This window comes from Enterocloster aldenensis (assembly GCF_003434055.1).
Classification (GTDB): Bacteria; Bacillota; Clostridia; order Lachnospirales; family Lachnospiraceae; genus Enterocloster; species Enterocloster aldenensis.
Window position 1 is genome coordinate 153,801 of sequence record NZ_QVEX01000007.1, and the last position, 23,256, is coordinate 177,056.

20 protein-coding genes are annotated in these 23,256 nt (G+C 52.1%); 15 read left to right on the forward strand and 5 right to left on the reverse strand.

Annotation, left to right across the window (positions count from 1 at the left end; genetic code table 11):
* Positions 1 to 20: 20 nt before the first annotated feature.
* The 6 genes from DWX59_RS15870 (at position 21) to DWX59_RS15895 (ending at position 6,473) form a co-directional block, all read left to right on the forward strand.
* Positions 21 to 1,205 carry an acyl-CoA dehydrogenase family protein gene (locus DWX59_RS15870; RefSeq protein ID WP_117560190.1) on the forward strand — a complete coding sequence of 395 codons (1,185 nt, stop codon included), beginning with the start codon at positions 21 to 23 and terminating at the stop codon, positions 1,203 to 1,205.
* Between the two features lie 134 nt (positions 1,206 to 1,339).
* Positions 1,340 to 2,482 carry an acyl-CoA dehydrogenase family protein gene (locus tag DWX59_RS15875; RefSeq protein WP_117560191.1) on the forward strand — a complete coding sequence of 381 codons (1,143 nt, stop codon included), beginning with the start codon at positions 1,340 to 1,342 and terminating at the stop codon, positions 2,480 to 2,482.
* Between the two features lie 13 nt (positions 2,483 to 2,495).
* A complete protein-coding gene (locus tag DWX59_RS15880) occupies positions 2,496 to 3,284 on the forward strand; it encodes an electron transfer flavoprotein subunit beta/FixA family protein (RefSeq protein WP_117560192.1) in 789 nt (262 codons plus the stop codon).
* A 15-nt stretch (positions 3,285 to 3,299) separates the two neighbouring features.
* A complete protein-coding gene (locus DWX59_RS15885; protein ID WP_117560193.1) occupies positions 3,300 to 4,301 on the forward strand; it encodes an electron transfer flavoprotein subunit alpha/FixB family protein in 1,002 nt (333 codons plus the stop codon).
* A gap of 8 nt (positions 4,302 to 4,309) precedes the next feature.
* Positions 4,310 to 5,932: a medium-chain fatty-acid--CoA ligase gene (gene fadK / locus DWX59_RS15890; RefSeq protein ID WP_180215662.1), complete on the forward strand. Its 1,623-nt coding sequence runs from the start codon at positions 4,310 to 4,312 to the stop codon at positions 5,930 to 5,932.
* A 4-nt stretch (positions 5,933 to 5,936) separates the two neighbouring features.
* Positions 5,937 to 6,473: a hypothetical protein gene (locus tag DWX59_RS15895; protein ID WP_117560195.1), complete on the forward strand. Its 537-nt coding sequence runs from the start codon at positions 5,937 to 5,939 to the stop codon at positions 6,471 to 6,473.
* Between the two features lie 8 nt (positions 6,474 to 6,481).
* Here DWX59_RS15895 and DWX59_RS15900 read toward each other — a convergent pair whose 3' ends face one another.
* Positions 6,482 to 7,411 carry a LysR family transcriptional regulator gene (locus DWX59_RS15900; protein WP_117560196.1) on the reverse strand — a complete coding sequence of 310 codons (930 nt, stop codon included), beginning with the start codon at positions 7,409 to 7,411 and terminating at the stop codon, positions 6,482 to 6,484.
* 85 nt (positions 7,412 to 7,496) lie between these two features.
* Between DWX59_RS15900 and DWX59_RS15905 the strand changes: the two genes are divergently transcribed.
* From DWX59_RS15905 to DWX59_RS15945, 8 genes are all read left to right on the forward strand, one after another.
* Positions 7,497 to 7,961, forward strand: coding sequence for an Lrp/AsnC family transcriptional regulator (locus tag DWX59_RS15905; protein WP_117560197.1), 465 nt, complete (start codon positions 7,497 to 7,499; stop codon positions 7,959 to 7,961).
* A 28-nt stretch (positions 7,962 to 7,989) separates the two neighbouring features.
* On the forward strand, positions 7,990 to 8,838 hold the full coding sequence (locus DWX59_RS15910) for a D-amino acid aminotransferase (RefSeq protein WP_117560198.1): 849 nt from the start codon (positions 7,990 to 7,992) through the stop codon (positions 8,836 to 8,838).
* Positions 8,839 to 8,953: 115 nt separating this feature from the next.
* Entirely contained in the window at positions 8,954 to 9,979 is a 1,026-nt protein-coding gene (locus tag DWX59_RS15915; RefSeq protein WP_180215661.1) for an FAD:protein FMN transferase, read from the forward strand.
* A gap of 174 nt (positions 9,980 to 10,153) precedes the next feature.
* Positions 10,154 to 10,582, forward strand: a complete 429-nt coding sequence (locus DWX59_RS15920) for a GtrA family protein (RefSeq protein ID WP_117560290.1) — start codon at positions 10,154 to 10,156, stop codon at positions 10,580 to 10,582.
* A 15-nt stretch (positions 10,583 to 10,597) separates the two neighbouring features.
* A complete protein-coding gene (locus DWX59_RS15925; RefSeq protein ID WP_117560199.1) occupies positions 10,598 to 13,747 on the forward strand; it encodes a YfhO family protein in 3,150 nt (1,049 codons plus the stop codon).
* Between the two features lie 5 nt (positions 13,748 to 13,752).
* Positions 13,753 to 15,132, forward strand: a complete 1,380-nt coding sequence (gene argH, locus DWX59_RS15930; RefSeq protein ID WP_117560200.1) for an argininosuccinate lyase — start codon at positions 13,753 to 13,755, stop codon at positions 15,130 to 15,132.
* A 270-nt stretch (positions 15,133 to 15,402) separates the two neighbouring features.
* Positions 15,403 to 16,095, forward strand: a complete 693-nt coding sequence (locus tag DWX59_RS15940) for a Crp/Fnr family transcriptional regulator (protein ID WP_117560202.1) — start codon at positions 15,403 to 15,405, stop codon at positions 16,093 to 16,095.
* Between the two features lie 80 nt (positions 16,096 to 16,175).
* The gene (locus DWX59_RS15945; protein WP_117560203.1) at positions 16,176 to 16,361 is read left to right on the forward strand and encodes a hypothetical protein; all 186 of its coding nucleotides are present in this window, start codon (positions 16,176 to 16,178) and stop codon (positions 16,359 to 16,361) included.
* Positions 16,362 to 16,422: 61 nt separating this feature from the next.
* Here the strand turns inward: DWX59_RS15945 and DWX59_RS15950 are convergent, their stop codons facing one another.
* From DWX59_RS15950 to DWX59_RS15965, 4 genes are all read right to left on the reverse strand, one after another.
* Positions 16,423 to 17,436, reverse strand: coding sequence for a DUF4340 domain-containing protein (locus DWX59_RS15950; protein ID WP_117560204.1), 1,014 nt, complete (start codon positions 17,434 to 17,436; stop codon positions 16,423 to 16,425).
* A 13-nt stretch (positions 17,437 to 17,449) separates the two neighbouring features.
* Positions 17,450 to 18,841, reverse strand: a complete 1,392-nt coding sequence (locus DWX59_RS15955; RefSeq protein WP_117560205.1) for a GldG family protein — start codon at positions 18,839 to 18,841, stop codon at positions 17,450 to 17,452.
* 82 nt (positions 18,842 to 18,923) lie between these two features.
* A complete protein-coding gene (locus DWX59_RS15960) occupies positions 18,924 to 19,790 on the reverse strand; it encodes an ABC transporter permease subunit (RefSeq protein ID WP_117560206.1) in 867 nt (288 codons plus the stop codon).
* Positions 19,774 to 20,904, reverse strand: coding sequence for an ABC transporter ATP-binding protein (locus tag DWX59_RS15965; protein ID WP_117560207.1), 1,131 nt, complete (start codon positions 20,902 to 20,904; stop codon positions 19,774 to 19,776). The genes DWX59_RS15960 and DWX59_RS15965 overlap by 17 nt, the downstream gene beginning before the upstream one ends.
* A gap of 272 nt (positions 20,905 to 21,176) precedes the next feature.
* Between DWX59_RS15965 and tkt the strand changes: the two genes are divergently transcribed.
* On the forward strand, positions 21,177 to 23,159 hold the full coding sequence (tkt, locus tag DWX59_RS15970) for a transketolase (RefSeq protein ID WP_117560291.1): 1,983 nt from the start codon (positions 21,177 to 21,179) through the stop codon (positions 23,157 to 23,159).
* The last annotated feature ends 97 nt before the right edge of the window (positions 23,160 to 23,256 follow it).

Genomic DNA, 23,256 nt, shown 5'->3' on the forward strand with positions numbered 1-23,256 from the left:
TAATAAGGAGGAATTACCCTATGAGCAAATTATCACCCCAGCAGTTTAAGGATTATCTGATGCAGATCCGCAGGCTTGCAGAAGGCCCTTTGGAGGAAATCCAGAAAGAAGTGGAAGTTACCAACAAGTTCCCCCAGGAGTTTTACGACCTGGCCATTGAGAATGATTTATACCGCTGCGCGCTTCCCGAAGAATACGGCGGATATGGGTTGTCGGAGCTGGAAATCCTTCAGGTACAGGAGGAATTTTCCAGGGGACCGGGCGGAATGAGGATGCATCTGCATTATGCAATGGATCTGAACTGGAGGATCCTGGACGATTATGGAAATGAAGAGTTAAAGGCAGAGTACATGCCTAAATTCCAGGATAAGACCGTGTTTACCTGTTTCGCACTGACAGAAGCCACCGGAGGAACCGGCGCAGACCTGCACACAACCGCGGTAAGGGACGGGGACAGCTACATCTTAAATGGTGAGAAGACCCTGATTTCCCATACGGACTGCTGTGAATTTGCATATGTAATCGCAGTGACTAATCCGGATTCGGATAAGGCCGACCGTTTATCCGCATTCTTTGTTCCCATGGACGCCCCGGGCTTTGAAGTGATTAACATGCCCCATATGATGGGATGCAGGGGAGCGGGCCATGGGGACCTTAAGTTCACCAACTGCCGCATTGATAAAAAATACCTGCTGGGCCAGGAAGGACAGGGGCTTGAAATTGCACTCCATTCCTTATCTGTTTCCAGGGCACATATCGCTGCCAGCAATCTGGGGATGGCCCAGAGGATGCTTGAGATGTCCTTAAAGTATGCGGCTGACCGCGTGACCTTTGGCAAACCCATTGCCACACGCCAGGCGATAAAGATGAAGATTGCCAATATGCAGATGAACATCCATGCCCTGCGCTGTATGGTATATGATTTTGCAAAGGATTATGAGGTGAAGGCAGACGGAACGTACATAGAAGAAAAGGCTGCCATGTGCAAACTGTTCAGCATTGATACCGTAAGGCTGGTAAGCGATGAGATGCTGGAAATCTTCGGAGGCGTTGGTTACTTTGAGGATAATCCTTATGGTCCGGTTGAGCGCATGTACCGGGACTGCCGCGCCATGTGGCTGGAGGAAGGCGCCCCCACCGTACAGCGCATTACCATTGCAAAGAGCGCGGTTAAATTCGGCGGTCAGGTAGAGTATGTAATCTGAATATCCGGCCGGGACACATAGCCTTACATCCCACATGGACAGGGCCGGCAGCCCTGTCCATGTATATTCCGGCAGGGCCGGCGGCCAGGGAGAGGGAAGGCGGTTCATCATAAAGAGAGGGAAGGGGAAAGAAAATGGCATTACTATATACAGAGGAACAAAAGGAACTCATTGCCCTGGTCCGGGATATGGCGGAACATGAAATCAAGCCCTATGTCCAGGAAGCGGACGAAAAGGGAGAGTGCCCCAGGGAACTGTTTGACTGGGGGTTTAAGATGGGCCTGCACATGCTGGAAATACCGGCCCAGTATGGCGGGACCGGCTTAAGCTACGAGACCACGGCCATGATTTTTGAGGAACTGGCAAAGGTGGACGCCGGTTATGCAATCACCTTTGTGACAACCTTTGTGGCGCTGCGCAACGTAATCCTGGCCGGGACACCGGAACAGGCACAGTATTTTGCGGATATCATCAACAGGGGAAGCTTTGCCGGATTTGCCCTGACAGAGCCTAACGCGGGCTCGGACCCGGCAGGCATCCGGGGAAGTGCTGTGCTGGACAGGGATGAGTATGTGCTCAATGCCACCAAGACATTCATTACCAACGGCGCCCTGTCAGATATCTATGTGGGCTTTTTTAAAACCAGCCCGGAAGCAGGACACAAGGGTATCTCAGCCTTTATCATTGACAGGAACACGCCTGGGGTATCGGTGGGCGCCCATGAAAACAAGATGGGGCTCAGGCTTTCCAATACAACGGACCTGATTTTTGAAAATGTAAGGGTTCCCAAGGACCGCATGCTGGGCCCGGAAGGCTCTGGCTTTAAACTGGCATTGAATGCCCTTAACCTGTCCCGGGCCTTTGTTGCCACCCTGGCCGTGGGAATCATGCAGAGGGCGCTGGATGAGGCCGTCAAATACGCAAAGGAGCGCAAGCAGTTCAATACCCCTATTATTAATTTCCAGATGGTCCAGGCCCTGTTGGCCGACATGGCAATCAAGGTTGAAGCTTCCAGATGCCTTGTCAACAATACAATGAGGATGATGGATGCGGGCAGCCTGGTCCAGAAGGAAGGTTCCATTACCAAGACCTTTGTCACGGACTGCGCCCAGGAAGTCACGTCCAACGCAGTACAGGTCTTTGGCGGATACGGATACAGCCGGGAATACCCGGTTGAAAAGCTGATGCGGGATGTGAAGGTATTCCAGATTTTTGAAGGCACCAACCAGATCCAGCGTATGACCATAGCAAATGTCCTGAACAAGGAATACAAATAGAAGGGGGATTATGATGAAGATTGTTGTATGTGTAAAACAGGTCCCGGATACAACAGAGATAAAGATTGATCCGGTAAAGAATACATTGATACGCACCGGCGTTCCCAGCATTTTAAATCCCTTTGACAGGAATGCGGTGGAAACAGCCCTTCAGCTTAAGGATACCTACGGCGCAAGCGTGACTGTCCTGTCCATGGGGCCGCCTCAGGCCAAGGCGGTGCTGAGGGAAGCGCTTTCCATGGGCGCGGACCGTGCTTATCTGATTACGGACCGCGCGTTCGGCGGCTCTGATACCTATGCCACCAGCTATATATTATCCAGCGCCATCAGGCACCTGGGACCCTTTGACGTGGTTCTGGGAGGCAAGCAGGCCATTGACGGGGACACGGGGCAGACAGCACCCAGTATTGCGGAGCATCTGGATATGATACGCCTCACCTATATCATGTCCATGGAAATAGAGGGGGATAAGGTAATCGCGAAACGTCAGGTGGAAGAGGGCGTGGAGGTCATTGAAGCAAGGCTTCCCGTGCTGTGCACTGCCACCAAGGAGACCAATAAGCCGCGTTACGCAACCATTCGGGGAAAACTGGAATCCCTGAAGGCTGAGATACCGGAACTGACCCTTGAAGATATGAAGGATATCATTGACACCACGAAAATCGGATTAAAAGGCTCGCCCACCAAGGTGAAGGCAACCTTTACCCCAAAACGCACAGCCACCGGGGTACGCATAGAGGGAGGCCCGCAGAAGATGGCGGCGTCGCTCCTGGACTGTCTTAAAGAGTCGAAGGTACTGTAGAAAGGGGGAAGTATCATGGGTTATGAACAATATAAGGACGTATGGGTATTTATAGAATGTTTTGAAGGAACCCCCAAAAATGTCGGACTGGAGCTTTTGGGGCAGGGCAGGAAGCTGGCAGAGGGACTGGGCCAGCAGCTGTGCGCAGTGGTAATCGGAAAAGATGTGGAGCAGGGCATCCGGGAAGCGGAAAAACATGGAGCAGACAAGATTTATGTGGTGCAGGGGGATGAGTACCAGCATTATTCCGCGGACGGATACGGATACGCTTTCCTTCAGCTTTGCAGGAAATACAGCCCCAATACCATACTGGTGGGAGCAACCATCAACGGCAGGGACCTGGGTTCCAAGCTTGCGGTAAGCCTTCATACCGGCCTGACCGCGGATTGTACGGCGCTCAGTGTGGAGGAGACTGGCAATGTGGTATGGGAGCGGCCTGCCTTTGGCGGCAACCTGTACGCACAGATCCTCTGCAGCGACACACGTCCCCAGATGGGAACCGTAAGGCCCGGCGCATTTAAGAAGCCGGCTCCGGTGGAGGGGAACCATGCAGCGGTCATACGGGAGGACATCCATGCAAAAGACATCCGTACCCAGGTGGTGGATTTTATAAAGGCCTGTGAGGACGGCACCATACCGGTGGGTGAGGCGGATGTGGTTGTGTCCGGCGGACGCGGCATGAAGAACCCGGAAAACTTTGAAATACTCAAGGAACTGGCCGGCCTCTTAGGCGGCACGGTGGGCTGCTCCAGGGCTGCCGTGGATTCGGGCTGGATGCCCCAGTCCAGGCAGGTGGGACAGACCGGCTCCACGGTGACACCCAAATTATATATTGCCTGCGGGATTTCCGGCGCGGTCCAGCACGTGGCGGGTATGAGCGGGTCAGGCACCATTGTGGCCATTAACAAGGATGCCTCCGCCCCCATATTCGAGGTGGCGGATTACTGCCTGGTAGGGGATCTGTTTGAGATTGTCCCTGCCCTGATTAAGGAGTTAAAAGCCAGGAAGCAGGCCTGAGGAACGTGATGGACACAATGAAGGTAAACCAGAAGCAGAAGGAGTATTACCTGGAACAAGGGTACTGGGGCCATGAAACCCTTCTGGACCGCTTCCTGCGCACCGTGGAGCGGTTCCCGGACAGGGAATATGTGGTGGATGACAGGGGAAACCGTCATACCTACAGCCAGGTGGATGTGCTTTCCTCCAGGATTGCTTCCTATTTAAAGGATATGGGGATTAAGCCGGGGGACTGCGTGTCCTTCCAGGTGCCGGTGTGGAGTGAATTCGCGGTGATTGCCATGGGCTGCCTGAAGGCGGGGGCCGTGATGCATCCCATTGCCATGTGCTACGAGGAGCCTGATCTGATTCATGCCATGAACAAAGCCGATACCAAGATATATTTCGGCACTGCCTGGTTTCGCGGCAAGGATTATGAGGCAAGGCTCCTGGCTGTCATGGACAGGGTTGCGGGCCTTAAGCATGCGGTATTCCTGGACAGTCTTGGCCCGGTAAAGGGAGGATTCACCACCTACAGGGAAATCCTTGAAACCTATGACCCGCTTCCAAGGGAGGAATACGGCTTAATGGACGGGCTGGAAGTGGCGCTGATACTGGGCACATCGGGAACAACCGGAAGTAATAAAGGCGTGATGCTGACCCACAGCAACATCATATTCAGCGAGGAACAATTCAACCTGGAGCTTGGCCTGGATGAAAATGACATCATGTTCATGCCTGCGCCCCTGAACCATGCCACTGGTTTCCACCATGGAATCATTGCCCCCATGTTATTGGGGGCAAAGGTGGTGCTTCAGCAAAAGTTTAAATGCCCGGAGGCAATCCACATCATGAACCGGGAAAAATGCACGTATTCCATGGGTTCCACCCCGTTTATCTACGATATACTTAAGTATCTGGAAAAAGAGGGGGGAAGCCTTGAGAGCCTGAAGTTCTATCTGTGCGGAGGCGCGCCCGTGCCTGGGGACATGGTGCTGCGGGCATCGGCCTTTGGTATCTGCCTGTGCGAGGTATACGGGTCCACGGAAAGTGTGCCTCACGTGTTTGTCAGGCCATGGGAAACCCTGACCCAGAAAGAAAGGACATCGGGCCGTCCCCTTGAGGGAATCCAGGTCCGGGTCGTGGATGAACAGGGCAGGGAGGTGCCTCCCGGGATTGTGGGTGAGGAAATATCCAGGGGACCCAATGTGTTTGTGGGCTATCTTAAGGACCGGGAGGAAACGGACCGGGTCCTGACTGATGACGGCTGGTTTTACAGCGGTGACCTCTGCGTCATGGATGAAGCGGGTAATATCCGTATTGTGGGCAGGAAGAAGGACATGATTGTCCGGGGCGGGGAAAACCTGAATTCCAACTACATTGATGAGGCCCTGGAGGGGTGCCCCGGCGTGGCGGACCATGCTGTAATCGGAATGCCGGATGAACGTCTGGGTGAGCGTATATGTGCGTACGTGGTCCCTGAACAGGGGGTCTGCGTGGGCCTGGACCAGGTGCTGTCCTATATGAAGGAAAAACATGTGCCCAAGCGGTATTGGCCCGAACGGCTGGAACAAATAAAGGAAATCCCGAGAACCGGAAGCGGTAAGGTGAAGAAATACCTGCTTCTGGAAGATTTGAAGAAGAGGGGGTGAGGCTGTGAAAGAGCAGGTTTTTGGCCCCAGAAGAAGCCGGGCCTCCAGAAAACCTCTTATCCAGTGTCCTGGGGTGGTATTCTACCGCTGCCATACATGTGGCAGCGTTTACCAGCGCACCGGATGGAACCAGACAGAACCGGACATAAGCTGCTGCGGCAGCCGGATGGAGCCGCTGGCGCCTGTGCGGCCCGAGGTCATGGGAAGGTGCGGCACCCTGAGTTATAAGATCGTGGGCGGCTATAATGATAACGCGGTCCAGGTATTCTTTCATATGGAAGAGGGCCATGAGCTGGAGTGGCTCTATCTGAAAACCTTTACCGGGGGCTACATAAAATATATAGGGCCTGGAAAGCGGTCCCCCTGTGTGTTTGCCCTGGCGGATGAGGATGCATTTTCCTATTGTGACGAAGACCCTTGCCTGGAATGCACGTTCTGGTGTAAGCGGGGATTTGTGGTCTACGGTTATGTGGGCGGGCTGGGGCTTGTGGAAATGCCCCTGGACCAGGTTTCACCTTACTGGCAGTCCGGGGCAAAATAAAAGCCGCCTTATCGTTCCGACAGGCGGCTGATCATCCTGGCCAGACATTGAAGGAATTCGTTCTCATCCTTGGAGAAGGAGTAACCGCTTCTGTAAACCAGAATATCCTTGTGGACATTGCCGGGATAGCTGCAGCGCTTTTGAATCAGGCCTGTGCTTTCCAGGCAGCTGTAGGGCACCGGGGAGGTCCACATATAGGAACCGGGAATTTGTCTTAATATCTCAAACTGACTGCCTCTGTCATAGATGGAAATGATTTTACGTGAATTTCCGCCTGTGGCAGAGGCGTCCTGCGCTTCAAAGGTAAAGGAAGGGTTCTGGATATCGCCCTGGACAATCTCCAGGCAGTCCGTAAAATCCAGATAGGTAAGGCTGTCCCTGTCTGCCAGGGGATGGCTGGGGGACATGAGCACGTTGCAGGAAAACTCCCACAGCTCCTTCCAGTCCAGATTCTCATCCTGAAGCATTTTCATGTAATAATGTTCGTATAGGGCCTGGCAGCGTATGATCCCCAGGTCAAAGGCCTTGGAGGACACGCCGCGTATGGTATCCTTGGAGTTGGTCTCCTTATAGCTGAGGCTGACGCTGGGAAATGCCCGCATGTCCTTCAGGTAATCTGTAAACGCATAGGAAATATAGGTGGCCCTGGGTACGCTTAAGCTGACCTCCAGGGTCCGTTCGCTGTTTTTAACGCAGAGGGCCTCGATCTGTTCTTCCTGGGCCAGGATGGCCTTGGCATACCGGAGGAATTCTTCCCCGCGCCTGGTGGGCACCATGCCGCGGCTGGTGCGGTCAAATATGGGGCATCCCAGATCCCGCTCCAGTTCCCGGATGATCTTGCTCAGATGGGGCTGGTTCATATAGAAATTCTGGGCTGCTTTTGTGATGGAACCGGTTTTTTCCACTTCAACGGCGTACTTCAAATAAGAAAGATTCATATTCAACTCCTGGTATTTTTATGTTATACTATACCAGTATATACCAGAACCGGAATTTTGAAAAGGAAAACAGCAGGGGGTTAACATGGATAAACTGGACTACAGAATACTGAACATACTAAAAGAGAATGGACGGGAGACAGCATCTGACATCAGCAAGGCCATCCATCTGTCTGTGTCGGCTGTGCTGGACCGTATTAAGAAAATGGAGGAAGCCGGGATCATAAAGGGATACACGGTCAGGGTGGATGCAAAGGCCCTGGGCAACGATGTGACGGCCCTGATGGAGATCAGCCTGGAACATCCAAGGTTCCACGACTCATTTACCGAGGTGATCCTGGAACATCCCAATATACTGGACTGTTACTATCTGACAGGGGATTATGATTTTGTGCTGAAGATATCCTGTTCCTCCTCAGATGAATTGGAAAGCATACACAGGACCATCAAGAGCATACCAGGTGTGTCGGCCACCAGGACGCATTTTGTATTAAAAGAAATCAAAAATGTTTATTCCGCTATTCCGGAAGAGGAGAAAAAGCGCTTCTGAACACATGGACGATTGGAGACGATGAGAAATGAAGACATTGGGTTATTATAATGGAAGGTATGACGAGATTGATAATATGACCATCCCCATGAATGACCGGGTATGCTGGTTCGGGGACGGTGTGTATGACGCGGGTCCCTGCCGCAACTATCATATATTTGCCCTGGACGAGCATGTGGACCGCTTTTTCAACAACGCAGGACTTCTGAAGATACAGATGCCCTGTACCAAGGAGGAGCTTAAGGCCCTGTTAAATGACCTGGTCAGGAAAATGGACACAGGCAGTCTGTTTGTATATTACCAGGTGACAAGAGGCACGGCCGTGCGTTCCCATGAGTTTCCGGTAAACTGCCCAGCCAATCTCTGGATTATGTTAAAACCCCAGAAAGCGCCGGAGCTGACAGAGAAGATCAAGCTGATAACCGTGGAGGACACGCGTTTCTTCCATTGTAATATAAAGACCCTGAACCTGATTCCCAGCGTCATGGCTGCCCAGAAAGCCAGTGAGGCCGGGTGCCAGGAAGCTGTTTTCCACCGGGACGGCCGGGTGACGGAATGTGCGCACAGCAACTGCCATATCATAAAGGAAGGAATCCTGTACACTGCCCCGGCAGATAACCTGATCCTTCCCGGCATTGCAAGGTCCCATCTGATTCAAAATTGTAAAAAACTGGGAATTTCTGTAAGCGAGACTCCCTATACCCTTAAGGAACTGATGGATGCCGATGAGGTGCTGGTCACTTCCTCCACCAAATTGTGCATGTCGGCGGATGAAATAGACGGCAGGCCCGTGGGAGGAAAGGCGCCTGAACTGCTTAAGAGGATACAGGATGCAGTGAAGTCAGAATTCCTTGAGGAAACCGCTACGGCTGACTGAAGGTATTTTCAAACATACCTTAGGCAATAAGCATGGAAAAAGGCAGCGCGGAAAAAGCCTGGGCAAGGGGGCATCAGTCTTGACTTTTACAAAGTGCAGTGATAGAATGAAAGGCATGAAAAACACAGGCGTAAGGATATTGTTCATCATCAGTATAATCGTAATAGGTACGGCTTGGCTGGCAGGATGCAGCAGGAAGAATGCAGATCCTGTCAGTCGGTCGTCTTTTTTGTTGAACACGTTCATCACGGTGACCCTCTATGACTCCCAGGACGAAACCATCCTGGACGGCTGTATGGAGCTGTGCTCTGATTATGAGAAGCTTCTCAGCAAAACCCTGGAAGGCAGTGAGGTTTACCGGATGAACCATAGAAAACCAGGGGAGCGCACCTTCACGGTATCCGATGGGACAGCCCGTGTCCTGCAAAAAGGGCTGGAATACAGCCGTATTTCAGAGGGGGCCTTTGATATTACCATAGAACCCTTAAGCACGCTCTGGGATTTTACCGGCAAGGACCCGCAGGTCCCGCAGCCCGATGAAATCCAAAAGGACCTGAAAAAGGTGGGATATGAAAATGTCATACTGAACGGGAATCAGATGACCTTTTTAAATGATGGGACCACCATTGACCTTGGGGCCATTGCAAAAGGTTTCATTGCAGATGAGATGAAGGCTTATCTGAAAGGAAAGGGCGTGAACAGCGCTGTAATCAATCTGGGAGGCAACGTACTGTGCGTTGGCAGCCGTCCTGACGGCAGTCCCTTTAAAATCGGGCTCCAGAAGCCCTATGCCACCCATACCGAAACAGTGGCTGCCCTGGATATTACCGACATGTCCGTGGTATCATCCGGCGTCTATGAGCGGCATTTCATAAAAGACGGCGTGAATTATCACCATATACTGGACCCGTCCACGGGTTATCCGTATGAAAACGGCCTGATTCAGGTCTCAATCATTTCCCCTCTTTCCGTGGACGGCGATGGCTTAAGCACCACCTGCTTTGCCCTTGGGCTTGAGAAGGGTATGGAGCTCATAGAAAGCATGGATGGAATATACGCAGTATTCATGACGGAAGACGGGACCCTGCATTATACCCAAGGCGCGGAGGGATTCCTGGCCCCGGATTCCGCGGCCCGCTGAGCCGCGCCATAAAATCAGTGCCCTGACACATTCAATCCTCAATCAAAACGCACCTCTTTGTTGAAAGGCGTTAAAAGGTATGGTATGATGGAAAAGAATGTGCGGCCGTTTCAGGAAGGCTGGATTCCATGAATATAATAAGGAAAGGATACCTTGATTTCCAAAGGAGCAAACATGCTGCATAAGATATGGGAAAAATGTGTGAATTATGAAACGGTAAGTTACCTGATATGTGGTTTCCTCACCACAGCAGTGGACTTTGCCGTATATACGGTTTTAAGACATGTGGATATAGGGGTGGGGATATCCCAGGCCCTGTCCTGGATGGCAGCCGTTCTGTTTGCCTATGTGGTGAACAAGCTGATTGTCTTCCGCAATTATAATATGAGTTCCTCCTACCTTGTGAAGGAGGCAGGGGCGTTTGTGGCGGCCAGGGCATTTTCCGGTGTGGTCACATGGGTCCTGATGGTGGTCATGGTGAAGCTGGGGGGAGACAGGGGATTCATATATGAATTATTCTGCAAATTCACGTCCTCTGTGCTTAACATGGTGTTGAATTATGTTTTCAGCAAGCTGTGGATATTTAAGAATAAGCCTGAGTAGGGAAAGGTGACTGTGATGGAACGTGATGAGATCGAGCGGGTTGAACGTGAGCTGGATGCAATTTTAAAGCTGGTTCAACCGGAGGCGCCCATGCAGGATAAAACTCCGGGGATGGATACGGACCAGGAGACAGCAGAAGAACAGAAGATAAAAGGCTTCAAGGAAATGGCCAGGGAGGAATGGGCTTTTTCCGGGGAGCAGGAAGAGATTGGAGTACAGAATATGCCGAACAAGGCTCCCGGTGTAGAAGAGATAAAGAATGAGGAACAGCCCCCTTCGCAGGAACATGCGCCGGAGGAAGCTGCCAAGGATTCACGGAAAGAAAAAAAGGAAAAACAGGCAGGGCAGAAACAAGCCTTTAGGAAAGCGGAGAAAGAGAAAAAATCCGGCCTTCGGAATCCGGCCAGGGGCGGGAAGCCGGAAGGGACAGTGGACCTGGACGGCGGACCGGACTGGCTGCAGGACAATGGCCCGGACCCTGAGGCTGAGTGGGATTTGGACGATGGAATGGAGTGGCCCCGGGACGGACAGCCGGAGCGGGATCAGGGCGGCTGGCCGGAGCAGCAGCCACAGGCAGAACCCAGGCGCAGGCAGGAAACAAAAGCCGTGTGGAAGCCGGATGCAGGACAGGACTGGCCTTCGGGCCGGAGAAAGGGCGGGCCCATACGCAGCCTGCGCCTGTTAAAGCCATCGGATGGCCTGGCTGCGGCATTTTTCGTGCCGGTCATTGTTATGATCATCATATTTGCCCAGAGAGGCATTTTCCCCTTTGGGGAGGAAAGCTTTTTAAGGACGGATATGTATCACCAGTATGCCCCGTTTTTTTCGGAGTTCCAGTATAAGCTGACCCATGGGGGGAGCCTGCTGTACAGCTGGGATATTGGCATGGGCGTGAACTTTTCAGCCCTTTATGCCTATTATCTGGCCAGTCCGGTGAACTGGCTTCTGATGTTCTGTCCCAAGCAGTTCATCATAGAGTTCATGACACTGGTAATCGTGCTGAAGATTGGACTGTCCGGGCTTAGCTTTGCCTGGTATCTGAAAAAGCATTTTGGGACCAGGGATTTTGGGGTTGGGCTTTTTGGGATTTTTTATGCGCTGAGCGGTTATATGGCGGCTTATAGCTGGAACATCATGTGGCTGGACTGCATCCTGTTGTTCCCGCTGATCCTCCTTGGGCTTGAGCGGCTGGTAAAGGGGAAGAGTGGTCTGCTATACTGTATTACCCTGGGACTTTCCATCCTTTCCAATTATTATATATCCATCATGATATGTATTTTCATGGTCATCTATGTCATTGCCCAGGTAATCATAAACCCTCCGAAGGGACTGGGGAGATTGGCGGTGACCGGTGTCCGCTTTGCTGTATATTCCCTTTTGGCCGGGGGACTGGCGGCGGTTGTGCTGCTGCCGGAGATATACGCGCTTCAGGCAACTGCTTCCGGGAATTTTGATTTCCCCAAGACCGTTTCCTCCTATTTCTCCATTTTTGATATGATTGCCAGACATATAGGGAATGTGGGCACGGAAATCGGGCTGGACCACTGGCCCAATCTATACTGCGGCGTTGCCGTGCTTATGTTTTTCCTTCTGTATCTGGGCAGCCGGAAGGTTGCATTCAGGGAAAAGGCAGTGTACTGCGGCCTGCTGCTGCTGTTTTATGCCAGCTTTTCCGTTAATATGCTGAACTTTATATGGCATGGCTTCCATTTCCCCAACAGCCTGCCCTGCAGACAGTCCTTCATCTACATCGCATTGATGCTGGTGATGTGTTATCAGGCCTATACGGGCCTTCGGGAAACGCCGTGGAAACATATCTGCCTTGCTTTCTGGGGGGCGGTCATATTCATACTTCTGGCAGAGAAGCTGGTGGATAACCCGGAACAGTATCATTTTTCCGTGTTTTACGTTGCCATCCTGTTCATTGCCATGTACGCAGGGCTGGTGTACCAATATAAAAAGGGAAGATGGAGCCTGGATGCCATCATACTGACCGCACTGGCCGTGGTATCCATTGAGGCTGCTGTCAATACAGCGGTTACCAGCGTGCCCACTACCAGCAGGACCGCGTATGTGAAGGATAACCAGGATGTGCAGGATTTAATCTGGAACCTGAAGCCGAATACGTTTTACCGGGTGGAAAAGTCAGACAGGAAGACGAAGAATGACGGCGCATGGATGAATTTCCCGTCCGTATCCCTGTTTTCTTCCACCGCAGATGCGTCCCTGTCCGATTTCTTCCGGGTGCTGGGGTGTGAGAGTTCCACCAATGCATACAGCATTACAGGAAGCACCCCGCTGGTGGACAGCCTGTTCTCGGTTCTGTATGGGCTTTACCCGGACCAGCAGCCCACAGGAATCCTGATGGAACAGGCGGGGCGCAAGGGCGGCGTATGGCTTTATGAAAATGCATACACGCTTCCGGTTGCCTTCATGCTGCCGAAGGATGTGGAGGCGAACTGGATCACGGATTCCGGCAATCCGGCCCTGGTACAGAATGACCTGTGTGATGTGCTGGGAACCGAACACGTGCTGATTCCCAATGACAGCGTCACGGAAGGCAGGAAGCTGTCATTTACAGCAGAGGCAACCGGGGATTACTATGTATATGTGACCAATAAAAAAGTAAAGGAAGTATCCGTTACCGTGGGAGAACATTCCGACAGCTTTGATAATGTGGACAGGGGATATTTCCTTGAACTGGGCCGCATTACCAAGGATGAGCAGGTTTACCTGGAATCCCGGGATGACGGGAACCCTACCCTGCAGGCCGAGGTGTGGAGGTTCAACCCAGAGGGGCTGAAGGCTGTTTATGGACAGATGAACGCCAGCCCCATCACACTGACCAGCTGGACCGATACATCCCTTAAGGGCAGTATCACGGCAGAGGATCCGGGCGTCATGTATACCAGCATTCCTTATGACAAGGGATGGACCATAACGGTGGACGGCGCAGAAGTGACGCCGAGAAAGCTTTTCGATACCTTCCTGGCCGTGGACTTAAGCGGGGGAACCCATGAAATCAGCATGACATATGAGCCCGAGGGGCTTCGCACCGGGGCGTGGATTACCGGGGCATCGGCCGCGGTTCTGGGCATGATTGTGCTGGTTGGATACACAGTCAAACGCAAAGAGCAGAAAAAATACGAAAAAGTAAGGAGATAACAGCCATGAAATTATGGGGTGGACGTTTTACCAAGGAAACAGACCAGCTGGTACACAATTTTAACGAGTCCCTGTCCTTTGACCAGAAATTCTATCACCAGGATATAGAGGGCAGCATTGCCCATGTGAAGATGCTGGAAAAGCAGGGGATTCTCACTGTACAGGACAGGGATGATATTATCCGCGGATTGGAAAGCATTTTATCCGATCTGGAGAACGGACGGCTGACTATATCCCCCGATTCCGGATATGAGGATATCCACTCTTTTGTGGAGGGAACCTTGACAGAGCGCGTGGGGGATGCGGGCAAACGCCTCCACACAGGGCGCAGCCGCAATGACCAGGTGGCACTGGATATGAAGCTTTATACAAGGGATGAGATTGATGAGATAGAGAAGCTGGTAAAAGACCTGTTAAAGGAGCTTCTGGTAATCATGGAAGCCAATATAGATACTTTCATGCCGGGATTTACCCATCTTCAGAAAGCCCAGCCAATCACCCTGGCCCACCACATGGGAGCATACTTCGAGATGTTCTCAAGGGACCGTTCAAGGCTTTGGGACATACGCAGGCGCATGAACTACTGTCCGCTGGGTTCCGGCGCATTGGCAGGCACCACGTATCCCTTGGACCGGGAATATACAGCCGGCCTTCTGGGGTTTGACGGACCCACGTTAAACTCCATGGATTCCGTGGCTGACAGGGACTATCTGATTGAACTGCTTAGCGCCCTGTCCACCATTGCCATGCATTTAAGCCGGTTCTGTGAGGAAATCATCATCTGGAACACCAATGAATACCGTTTTGTGGAAATAGATGATTCCTACAGTACAGGCAGCTCCATCATGCCCCAGAAGAAGAACCCGGACATTGCGGAGCTGATCCGCGGCAAGACCGGAAGGGTTTACGGCGCCCTGGTTTCCCTTCTGACCACCATGAAAGGCATTCCCCTGGCTTATAACAAGGACATGCAGGAGGACAAGGAGCTCACCTTTGACGCCATTGATACGGTGAAAGGCTGTCTGGCCCTTTTTACAGGCATGATATCTACCATGAGTTTCCGCAGGGATGTGATGGAGGCCAGCGCAAAGAACGGCTTTACCAATGCCACGGACGCGGCAGACTACCTGGTGGGCAAAGGCGTTCCCTTCCGTGACGCCCACGGAATCGTTGGCCAGCTGGTTCTTCTGTGCATTCAGAAAGGTATTGCCCTGGACGACCTTTCCCTGGAGGAATACAGGCAGATAAGCCCTGTTTTCGAAGAGGATGTATATGATGCCATCAGCATGAAGACCTGTGTGGAAAAGCGTATCACCATAGGCGCTCCGGGCCAGGAGGCCATGAAGCAGGTGATTGGAATCTATAAAAAAATGCTGGCGGAGTAATATGCGCCGGCGTGCGCATTGGCATCATATCGGCCAATGGAAGGACAGATGTATATAACAAACAGCAGGGGCAGAAAGGCTTAAGGCTGCGGGATGATACAAAAGACAAAGGGGTAAAGGACCTGGATCCATGGCTTGGGGAATCCGGGGGCTTTATCCCTTTGGCGTCCGTAACAGGCCTGCCAAAAACAATATCTTGACGTATTTTATAATTAAATATATAATATTTACATCGTGCCAGTTGTAAAAACAACAGAAAGAGGGGAGAGTATGGAGGAATATCTTCACCGTGTGAAAAAATCTCCATTATTCTATGGGATTAATGATAACGAGCTTTACACGCTCTTAAAGTGCTGCGCAGCGGAGCAGGTTCCCTATGAGGACGGGGAGTATATCTTCCGTATGGGTGAGTCGGTCAATAAGGTGCTGATCCTGTTAAAAGGCAGGGCGCGCGTGATACAGGAGAATTTCTGGGGGCGGCAGGAGATGATTTACCATATCAGGGAAGGGGAACTGTTCGGGGAGTCCTATTCATGCGCAAGGACGCCGGTGCTTCCGGTGAGCGTGGTGACGGAGGGACCCTGTGAGGCATTGTTCCTGAACTATCAGAGGATGATTACCTTCTGTTCCCTGGCCTGCGAATTCCATACCAGGTTCATCCATAATATGCTGCGGCTTGTGTCGGAACACAATGTGAAGCTGGAGAATAAACTGGAGCATGTATGCAGGAAGTCCACCAGGGAAAAGCTGCTCTCCTATCTGTCGGAGCAGGCCATCTCCCAGGGCGGAAGGGCCTTTGACATTCCCCATAACCGGCAGGAACTGGCAGAGTACCTGTGCGTGGACCGGAGCGCCATGTCCAATGAACTGAGCAAGATGCGCACCGAAGGAATCCTGGATTTCCAGAAAAACCATTTTGTGCTGCATGACCGTTATGAGGGGGAAGCGCGGGAAGGGGCTTGAGGCGGAACGGATGGGAAGCGCGGGAAGGGGCTTGAGGCGGAACGGATGGGAAGCGCGGGAAGGGGCTTGAGGCGGAACGGATGGGAAGAACGGGAAGGGGCTTGGGCCGGAGCGGATGGGAAGAGAACGGGAAGGGGCTTGAGCCGGAGCGGATGGGTGAAGAGTGGAAAGACGCATGGGCCGGAACGGATGGGGAAAGGGCGGGAAGGCGCATGGGCAGAAACATATGGGGGAAGGGTGGAAAAGGATCATATAAGAATGGATGAAGGAAAAGACGCTCAGCAATTCGGCATGAGCGTCTTTTGGCGTCCTTCTGTATCGGATATCTTATTCCGGATACACGGCATTCAGGCATTTTTCAGCAGCGTCCTTGGAAATCAGGTTAATGGCCCGGGAATCATCCAACCTGGTATAATATCCGGTCCCTTCATCATCCGGGCTTCCGATGGAAAGGGCGACGGTCCCTGTATCCCCGCCTTTTTCATAGGTCCATGAAAGCGTCATTGCGGGAGTGGAGAGACCGTAGCTTCCCAGCTCCTCATCCGTTGCCTTGTAGGTGGTACAGGACTGGATGGATAGCCCGCTGATGGCTTCCGCCAGGTTGTTGAGGGCGGCGTTGTCCGGGAGACGGTCCGCCTCATTATCAGCAGAGCCTTTGTACCAGGCAATATTATTATCCGCGTCCACTGTCTTTTTGGAGAATCTGGAGGTGGTTCCATTCCTGGTAACCGTGATTTCCTTTATGTCGGACCCGGTTACATAGGGGAGGGATTCTGTCTCCACAAAGTCGTAAAGGCCTTTGCCGGATGTCTCGGCCAGGTAGCTCCCTATGGTATATACCTGGCCGCTGCCTTCCAGACAGGCATAATATTCAGCAGCAGTGCTGGCGTATCCGGCGGCTGTGTCACCTGTGCCCGCCACCTGGTTTCCAATCATCAGGGTCCTGGACGTACCGTCTTCTGATGTCATGACAAACTTGACGGCATCAGGGTTAAGCCCGTAGGAATCCAGGCTGTCAGGTGTTTCCAGTTCCCGCTCAGCCGTTAAACGGGACAGCGTGTCTGCCAGCGTGGTAACCGTGTACTGGCGGATGGGACAGTCCTTATCAGATTGGTAATACCAGGTATCGCCTTCCTTTTTAAAAGCCAGTCCCTGGCCGTCTTTTTCCCAGCTGATGGAAGTGAGCCCCTGGATGTCGGTCACATAAATCTGGCTGTCCTCTGCCTGCCCTGCCAGCTCATCCGCCTTCCTGTGCTGGTGCCATGTTATGAGGCCGTAAGCGGCGCAGAGTATGACCAGGACAGCGGCGGCAGGGACCAGGGCGTTTACTTTCTTTTTCATTCAGATTGCCTCCTTACAGTTTACGGCGCTTCATCCAGATTACAAAACCAGCAATCAGGAAGAGGACCGGAATGACGATGATGAACAGGGCGCTCCATAACCCGCCCGATGTTATCATATTATAGGTAATATCCAGGCTCTTGCTGGGGATGGACAGGTTAGTGATGCCCGGCAGCTTGTAGGATACCACATTCATGAATATGGCCAGGTTGGAAATGTTCGGGAAACGCATCAGGATATCATTGTCAATGAAGGCCGGCGCCGCGATGACCGTGAACACAGAGGATGTATCCTCTTCTTCATTGACCGTTTCCACTGCGGTGGCCCCAAGTATATATGCGCCCTCTGTTTTTTCCTGGGTAACAGGGTCAACCAGGATTCCGGAATCAGAGGTGGTAAGGAACGGGGAAACGCTCAGGCCCTCCCTCAGGTTTTCCTGGATGGTCATGCCGGAGGGCTGGACTGCCAGGGCCGCCTGGCCGGAATCCACGCCTGTTAAGAGGCCGCTTGAGAAGTCATAGTCCGGAATCACATTAAAAGGATTGTTGCTGTAAAAATGCTGGGGCGCCGGATCTGCCACAAAACCGTTCCTTAAATCCATTCCGTACATGGAACACAGGGAGGTCAGGTTGGTGAGCGTGTCCTGGGTGGTGCCTGCCAGCAGCAGCAGGTGTCCGCCGTTTTTCAGGTAATCGGTAAGGGTGGTTTTCTCATCCTCGCTGATATCCTTTTGCGGATTGTTGATGATCAGCAGGCTGCAGTCTTCCGGGACCGCGCTGTCGGTCAGCAGGTTCAGCTCCTTGGTTTCCATGCCTGACTTATCCATGGCGTCAGTGACCGTGGGGGACAGGGCTGCTTCCTGATGCCCGGACAGGGTATAGATGGTGGTCCTGTTTTCATTTGTCACATAGTTGATGGCGCTGGTAATCTGTCCCTCGCCGTCAAAGGCTGTCTCATGTATCTGCTGGTATTGGTAATAGGCCATTAAATCAATCTGGATGATATCGCTGAAAGGGATGGCGGTTTTTTTGCCGGTGGCATCACAGGTGACCAGGATCTGATTGGTCTGTGTATCCAGGGTGGTCAGGATATCCGGGTGCAGTACCGGGTCATCCTCCGATACCTTGATATGGCCGGACTGGTCCGCGTACAGCTTGACAAAGGATGTGATTCGTTCATCCACGGTATCGGGGCTGGCCACGATATGGATGGTTACGTCCTTGTCAAGATTACTGAGAAGATCTTTGGTTGTGTCCCCCAGGGTAAGGATCTGGCTGGAACTTAAATCGTGCTTCATGTATTTTGCCGGAATTTTTCCTATAATCAGATTCACAATAATGATGGCAGCAATGACCACAATGGTGAAGACTGCCATGTAGCTGCCCTTTTTTAGTTTTCTTGTCATTTCTTCCTCCTTGCTGTTGGGGTGTGCATATGGCGGGCGTTCTATCACAGGAACTTATGCAATGCAGTGCCAGACCGGTCTGTCAGCTCCATCTCCGTTTCTGGGTGGCCTGCACCGTGAGGAACAGAAGTACGCCGGCCATGCTCACATAGTACACCAGTCCCCCGATATCCAGGATATGGGTGTTGACGATGGAATCAAATACATCGGTCAGGACGATTTTCTCCAGGATGTCTTTCAGCCCATGCTCCAGAAGGCGCTGGTTTATCAGATAGGTCCCGATAAGCCCGGCAGCCCCCAGTATTTCCAGTCCAAGGGACAGGGGGATGTGGCCCGTAAGGCGGTACAGGATGAAGCATACAAGACTCCAGAGAATCAGAAGCCCGGCCAGGGAGCCATAGGCAGTGGTGGGCAGGAAATTTAAAAGCCCGGGCCACAGGATTAAAAGCAAGAGGATTCCGAATGTACCTGCCGCCGCAATCAGCTGGCTTTCCGTAAGGGAAGATATGAAAAGGCCGATGGCAATGTATACACAGCCCATAAGGAAAAATGCCAGTATGGAGGCGTAATCCTCAGCCAGGTATGCGGTGCCGTTTGCCTTGATGATTAAGGGACAGAGGCAGGCAATGGCCATGGGGATTGCGAAGATGGTGACCATGGAAAGGTATTTTCCCAGGACAATGTCCCAGACAGACACGGGCGCCGTAAGCAGCATCTGGTCGGTACGGGAACGGCGTTCATCCGACATGCTGCGCATGGTCAGTATGGGCACTGCAATCATCAGTATCATCAGGGTGGAGCTAAGGGTATAGGAAAAATAGGGGTACCCGTTAATCATGTTGTAGACCATGAAGTAAATGCCTATGAACATGGTTACAAAGGCTATGAAAACATAACCGGTCATGGAATAGAAATAGGATTTCAGTTCACGTTCATAAATCGCTTTCATTGTTTTCCTCCTCCTCTTTGTCAGGCTGTTCTTTGGGGAGAGTTTCGTCCTTCAAGGAATCCCCGTCCTTCAAGGAATCCCCGTCCTTCAAGGAATCCCCGTCCTTCAAGGAATCCCCGTCTTTCAGGGAATCTCCGTCCTTCAGGGAATCTCCGTCTTTCATGGAATCTTCTTCCGTCAGTTCCAGGAAGACCTCCTCCAGGGATGCCCTGGATGTTGACATGGAGAGGATGGGCATATGGTTCTGCGCAAACATATAGAACAAGGTCTCGCGGATATCTTCTGTCTGGTTCAGGGCGTTTCTGTCTGTCTGGAGGCTCAGATGACAGACCGGACTCCCTTCCTCCTGAAGCGCGCTGCTTACAGTGATGGCGGAAATGGGCATCAGCAGGTTCATGATGTCATCCCTGGAGCCCTTTACGTCCAGTTCCAGTCCCGCGGACCCCTCCAGCTGGCGCTCCAGGTTTTCCGGCGTATCACTGGCAATCAGCTTTCCATGGGAAATGATCATGATGTGGTCGCAGACAGCGCTGACCTCTGAGAGGATATGGGAGCTGAGTATGACAGTATGCTTCCTGCCCAATTCGCGGATCATATCCCGAATCTCGATAATCTGTTTGGGATCCAGTCCCACGGTGGGCTCATCCAGGATGATTACATCCGGTTTGCCGAGGATGGCCTGGGCCATTCCCACCCTCTGGCGGTAGCCCTTGGAAAGGTTGCGTATCAGGCGCCCCTTCACATCCTGGATTTTAACCAGTTCCATGACCTCGCTGATGGAGGCCTTAATGCTGTCTTTTGGAAGCTTTTTTAACTTTGCGGCAAATACAAGGTACTCATATACGGTCATATCCGTATACAGGGGCGGTACCTCAGGAAGATAACCCATGCATTTTTTTGCCTGTTCCGGTTCCTCCAGTATATTATGGCCATCGATTAATACTTCTCCTTTTGTGGCGCCCAGATAACCGGTCATGATGTTCATGGTGGTGGATTTTCCGGCGCCGTTGGGACCAAGGAAGCCGTAAATCTGACCGTCTTCCACTGTAAAGCTCAGATGATCCACTGCCAGATGGCCGCCATAATCCTTTACAAGATTTTTCACTTCAATCACTGGTTGTTTCCTCCCGTCTGTTATTTATACGCATATTTACCAAATAGTTTTAAATTTAAAATGTGATAAAACTGTGTTGAAAATATTATTTTTTTATAATAATAGTTTTATATTCGCAAAATCACGCACAAAGACGCAAAATATTGCACAGAAAAATGCAAGAAAGGGTATTGCCCTGCATTGCATCAGTTGGTATAATATAGGACAGTTGGTAAAAAAATAACATAATGAGATGTATTGTGATGCCCCAGGGCATCGGAATGGAGGGAACTATGAATCAGATTGATACCATGTCAGTCAACGCAATCCGCGTTCTCGCAGCAGACGCTGTACAGAAGGCAAAATCAGGCCACCCGGGACTTCCGCTGGGTTCGGCAGCCATGGCTTACGAGCTTTGGGCCAACCATATGAACCATAATCCTAAGAATCCCCAGTGGAAGAACAGGGACCGCTTCATCCTTTCAGGAGGCCATGGATCAACCCTTCTTTACTCGCTGCTTCATCTGTTTGGATATGGCCTGACCAAGGAAGACATGATGAATTTCCGTCAGATGGATTCCCTGACACCGGGACATCCGGAATACGGACATACGGTTGGCGTTGAGGCCACCACAGGACCCCTGGGCGCAGGTATGGGCATGGCCGTGGGCATGGCGATGGCTGAGTCCCATCTGGCAGCCGTGTTTAACAAGGACGGATACCCTGTGGTTGACCATTATACTTACGTGCTGGGCGGGGACGGCTGCATGATGGAAGGTATTTCCTCCGAGGCATTTTCCCTGGCAGGGACCCTGGGCCTTAGCAAGCTGATCGTGTTCTACGATTCCAATAAGATTTCCATTGAGGGAAGCACGGACATCGCATTTACGGAGAACGTGCAAAAGCGCATGGAGGCGTTTGGATTCCAGCTGCTGACTGTGGAGGACGGCAATGACCTGGATGCCATCGGCAGAGCCATCGAGGAGGCAAAGGCGGATACCGCGCGTCCTTCCTTTATTACGGTTAAGACCCAGATCGGCTACGGCTGCCCGGCTAAGCAGGGCAAGGCCAGCGCTCACGGCGAGCCTCTGGGTGATGATAATGTAACTGCCATGAAGGAGAACCTGAACTGGCCATCCATGGAACCGTTCTATGTACCGGATGAGGTATATGCCAATTATGAGGCACATGCTGAAAAGGGTGCCAAGGCAGAGGAAAAGTGGAATGCCTTATTTGACGAATACTGCCAGAAGTATCCGGAAATGAAGGATATGTGGGACAAGTTCCATAATCCGGAACTGGCTAAGGCGGCATATGACTGCGAGGAGTACTGGGCATACGATGAGAAGCCGGATGCAACCAGAAGCTTATCCGGCAAGCAGCTTCAGAAGCTTAAGAACCTGATGCCTAACCTCATTGGCGGCGCAGCCGACCTGGCTCCGTCCACCAAGACCTATATGGCGGATATGGGGGATTTCTCCAAGGATAACTATGCCGGACGCAACCTGCACTTCGGTGTGCGCGAACTGGCCATGGCAGCCATTGGAAACGGCCTGATGCTTCACGGAGGACTGCGGGCATTTGTCTCCACTTTCTTTGTGTTCAGTGATTACACCAAGCCAATGGCAAGGCTGTCCGCGCTGATGGGCGTGCCGCTGACCTTTGTATTTACCCATGACAGCATTGGCGTGGGCGAGGATGGACCTACCCATGAGCCCATTGAGCAGCTGGCCATGCTGCGCTCCATGCCGAACTTCCACGTATTCCGTCCGGCTGACGCAACAGAGACAGCAGCGGCCTGGTACAGCGCGGTATCTTCCCAGAAGACACCTACCGCCCTTGTGCTTACAAGGCAGAACCTGCCCCAGCTGGCCGGCTCCAGCAAGGAAGCCTTAAAGGGAGCGTATATCCTGGAGGATTCTTCCAAGGAAGTTCCGGATGCAATCATCATTGCTACTGGTTCTGAGGCCCATCTGGCAGTAGGCGCAAAGGCTGAACTGGCAAAGGAAGGCGTGGATGTGCGTGTTGTCAGCATGCCGTGTATGGATGTATTCGAGGAGCAGTCTGAGGAATACAAGGAAAAGGTTCTTCCAAAGGCAGTAAGGAAGAGGGTTGCAGTGGAAGCGTTGGGAGACTTTGGATGGGGCAGATATATCGGCCTGGACGGCGCTGCCGTTACCATGAAGGGCTTTGGTGCCAGCGCACCTGCGGGACTGCTGTTTAAGAAGTTCGGATTCACGGTTGAGAACGTGGTGGAGGCTGTAAAGTCACTGTAATGCGGGTTCGTTTAATCAGCTCAATCAGCCAGGTATATAAAACAGTCATATAATAGTGTTATCAATGATGGTCCCCGGACAGCGGCGGAAGACAGTT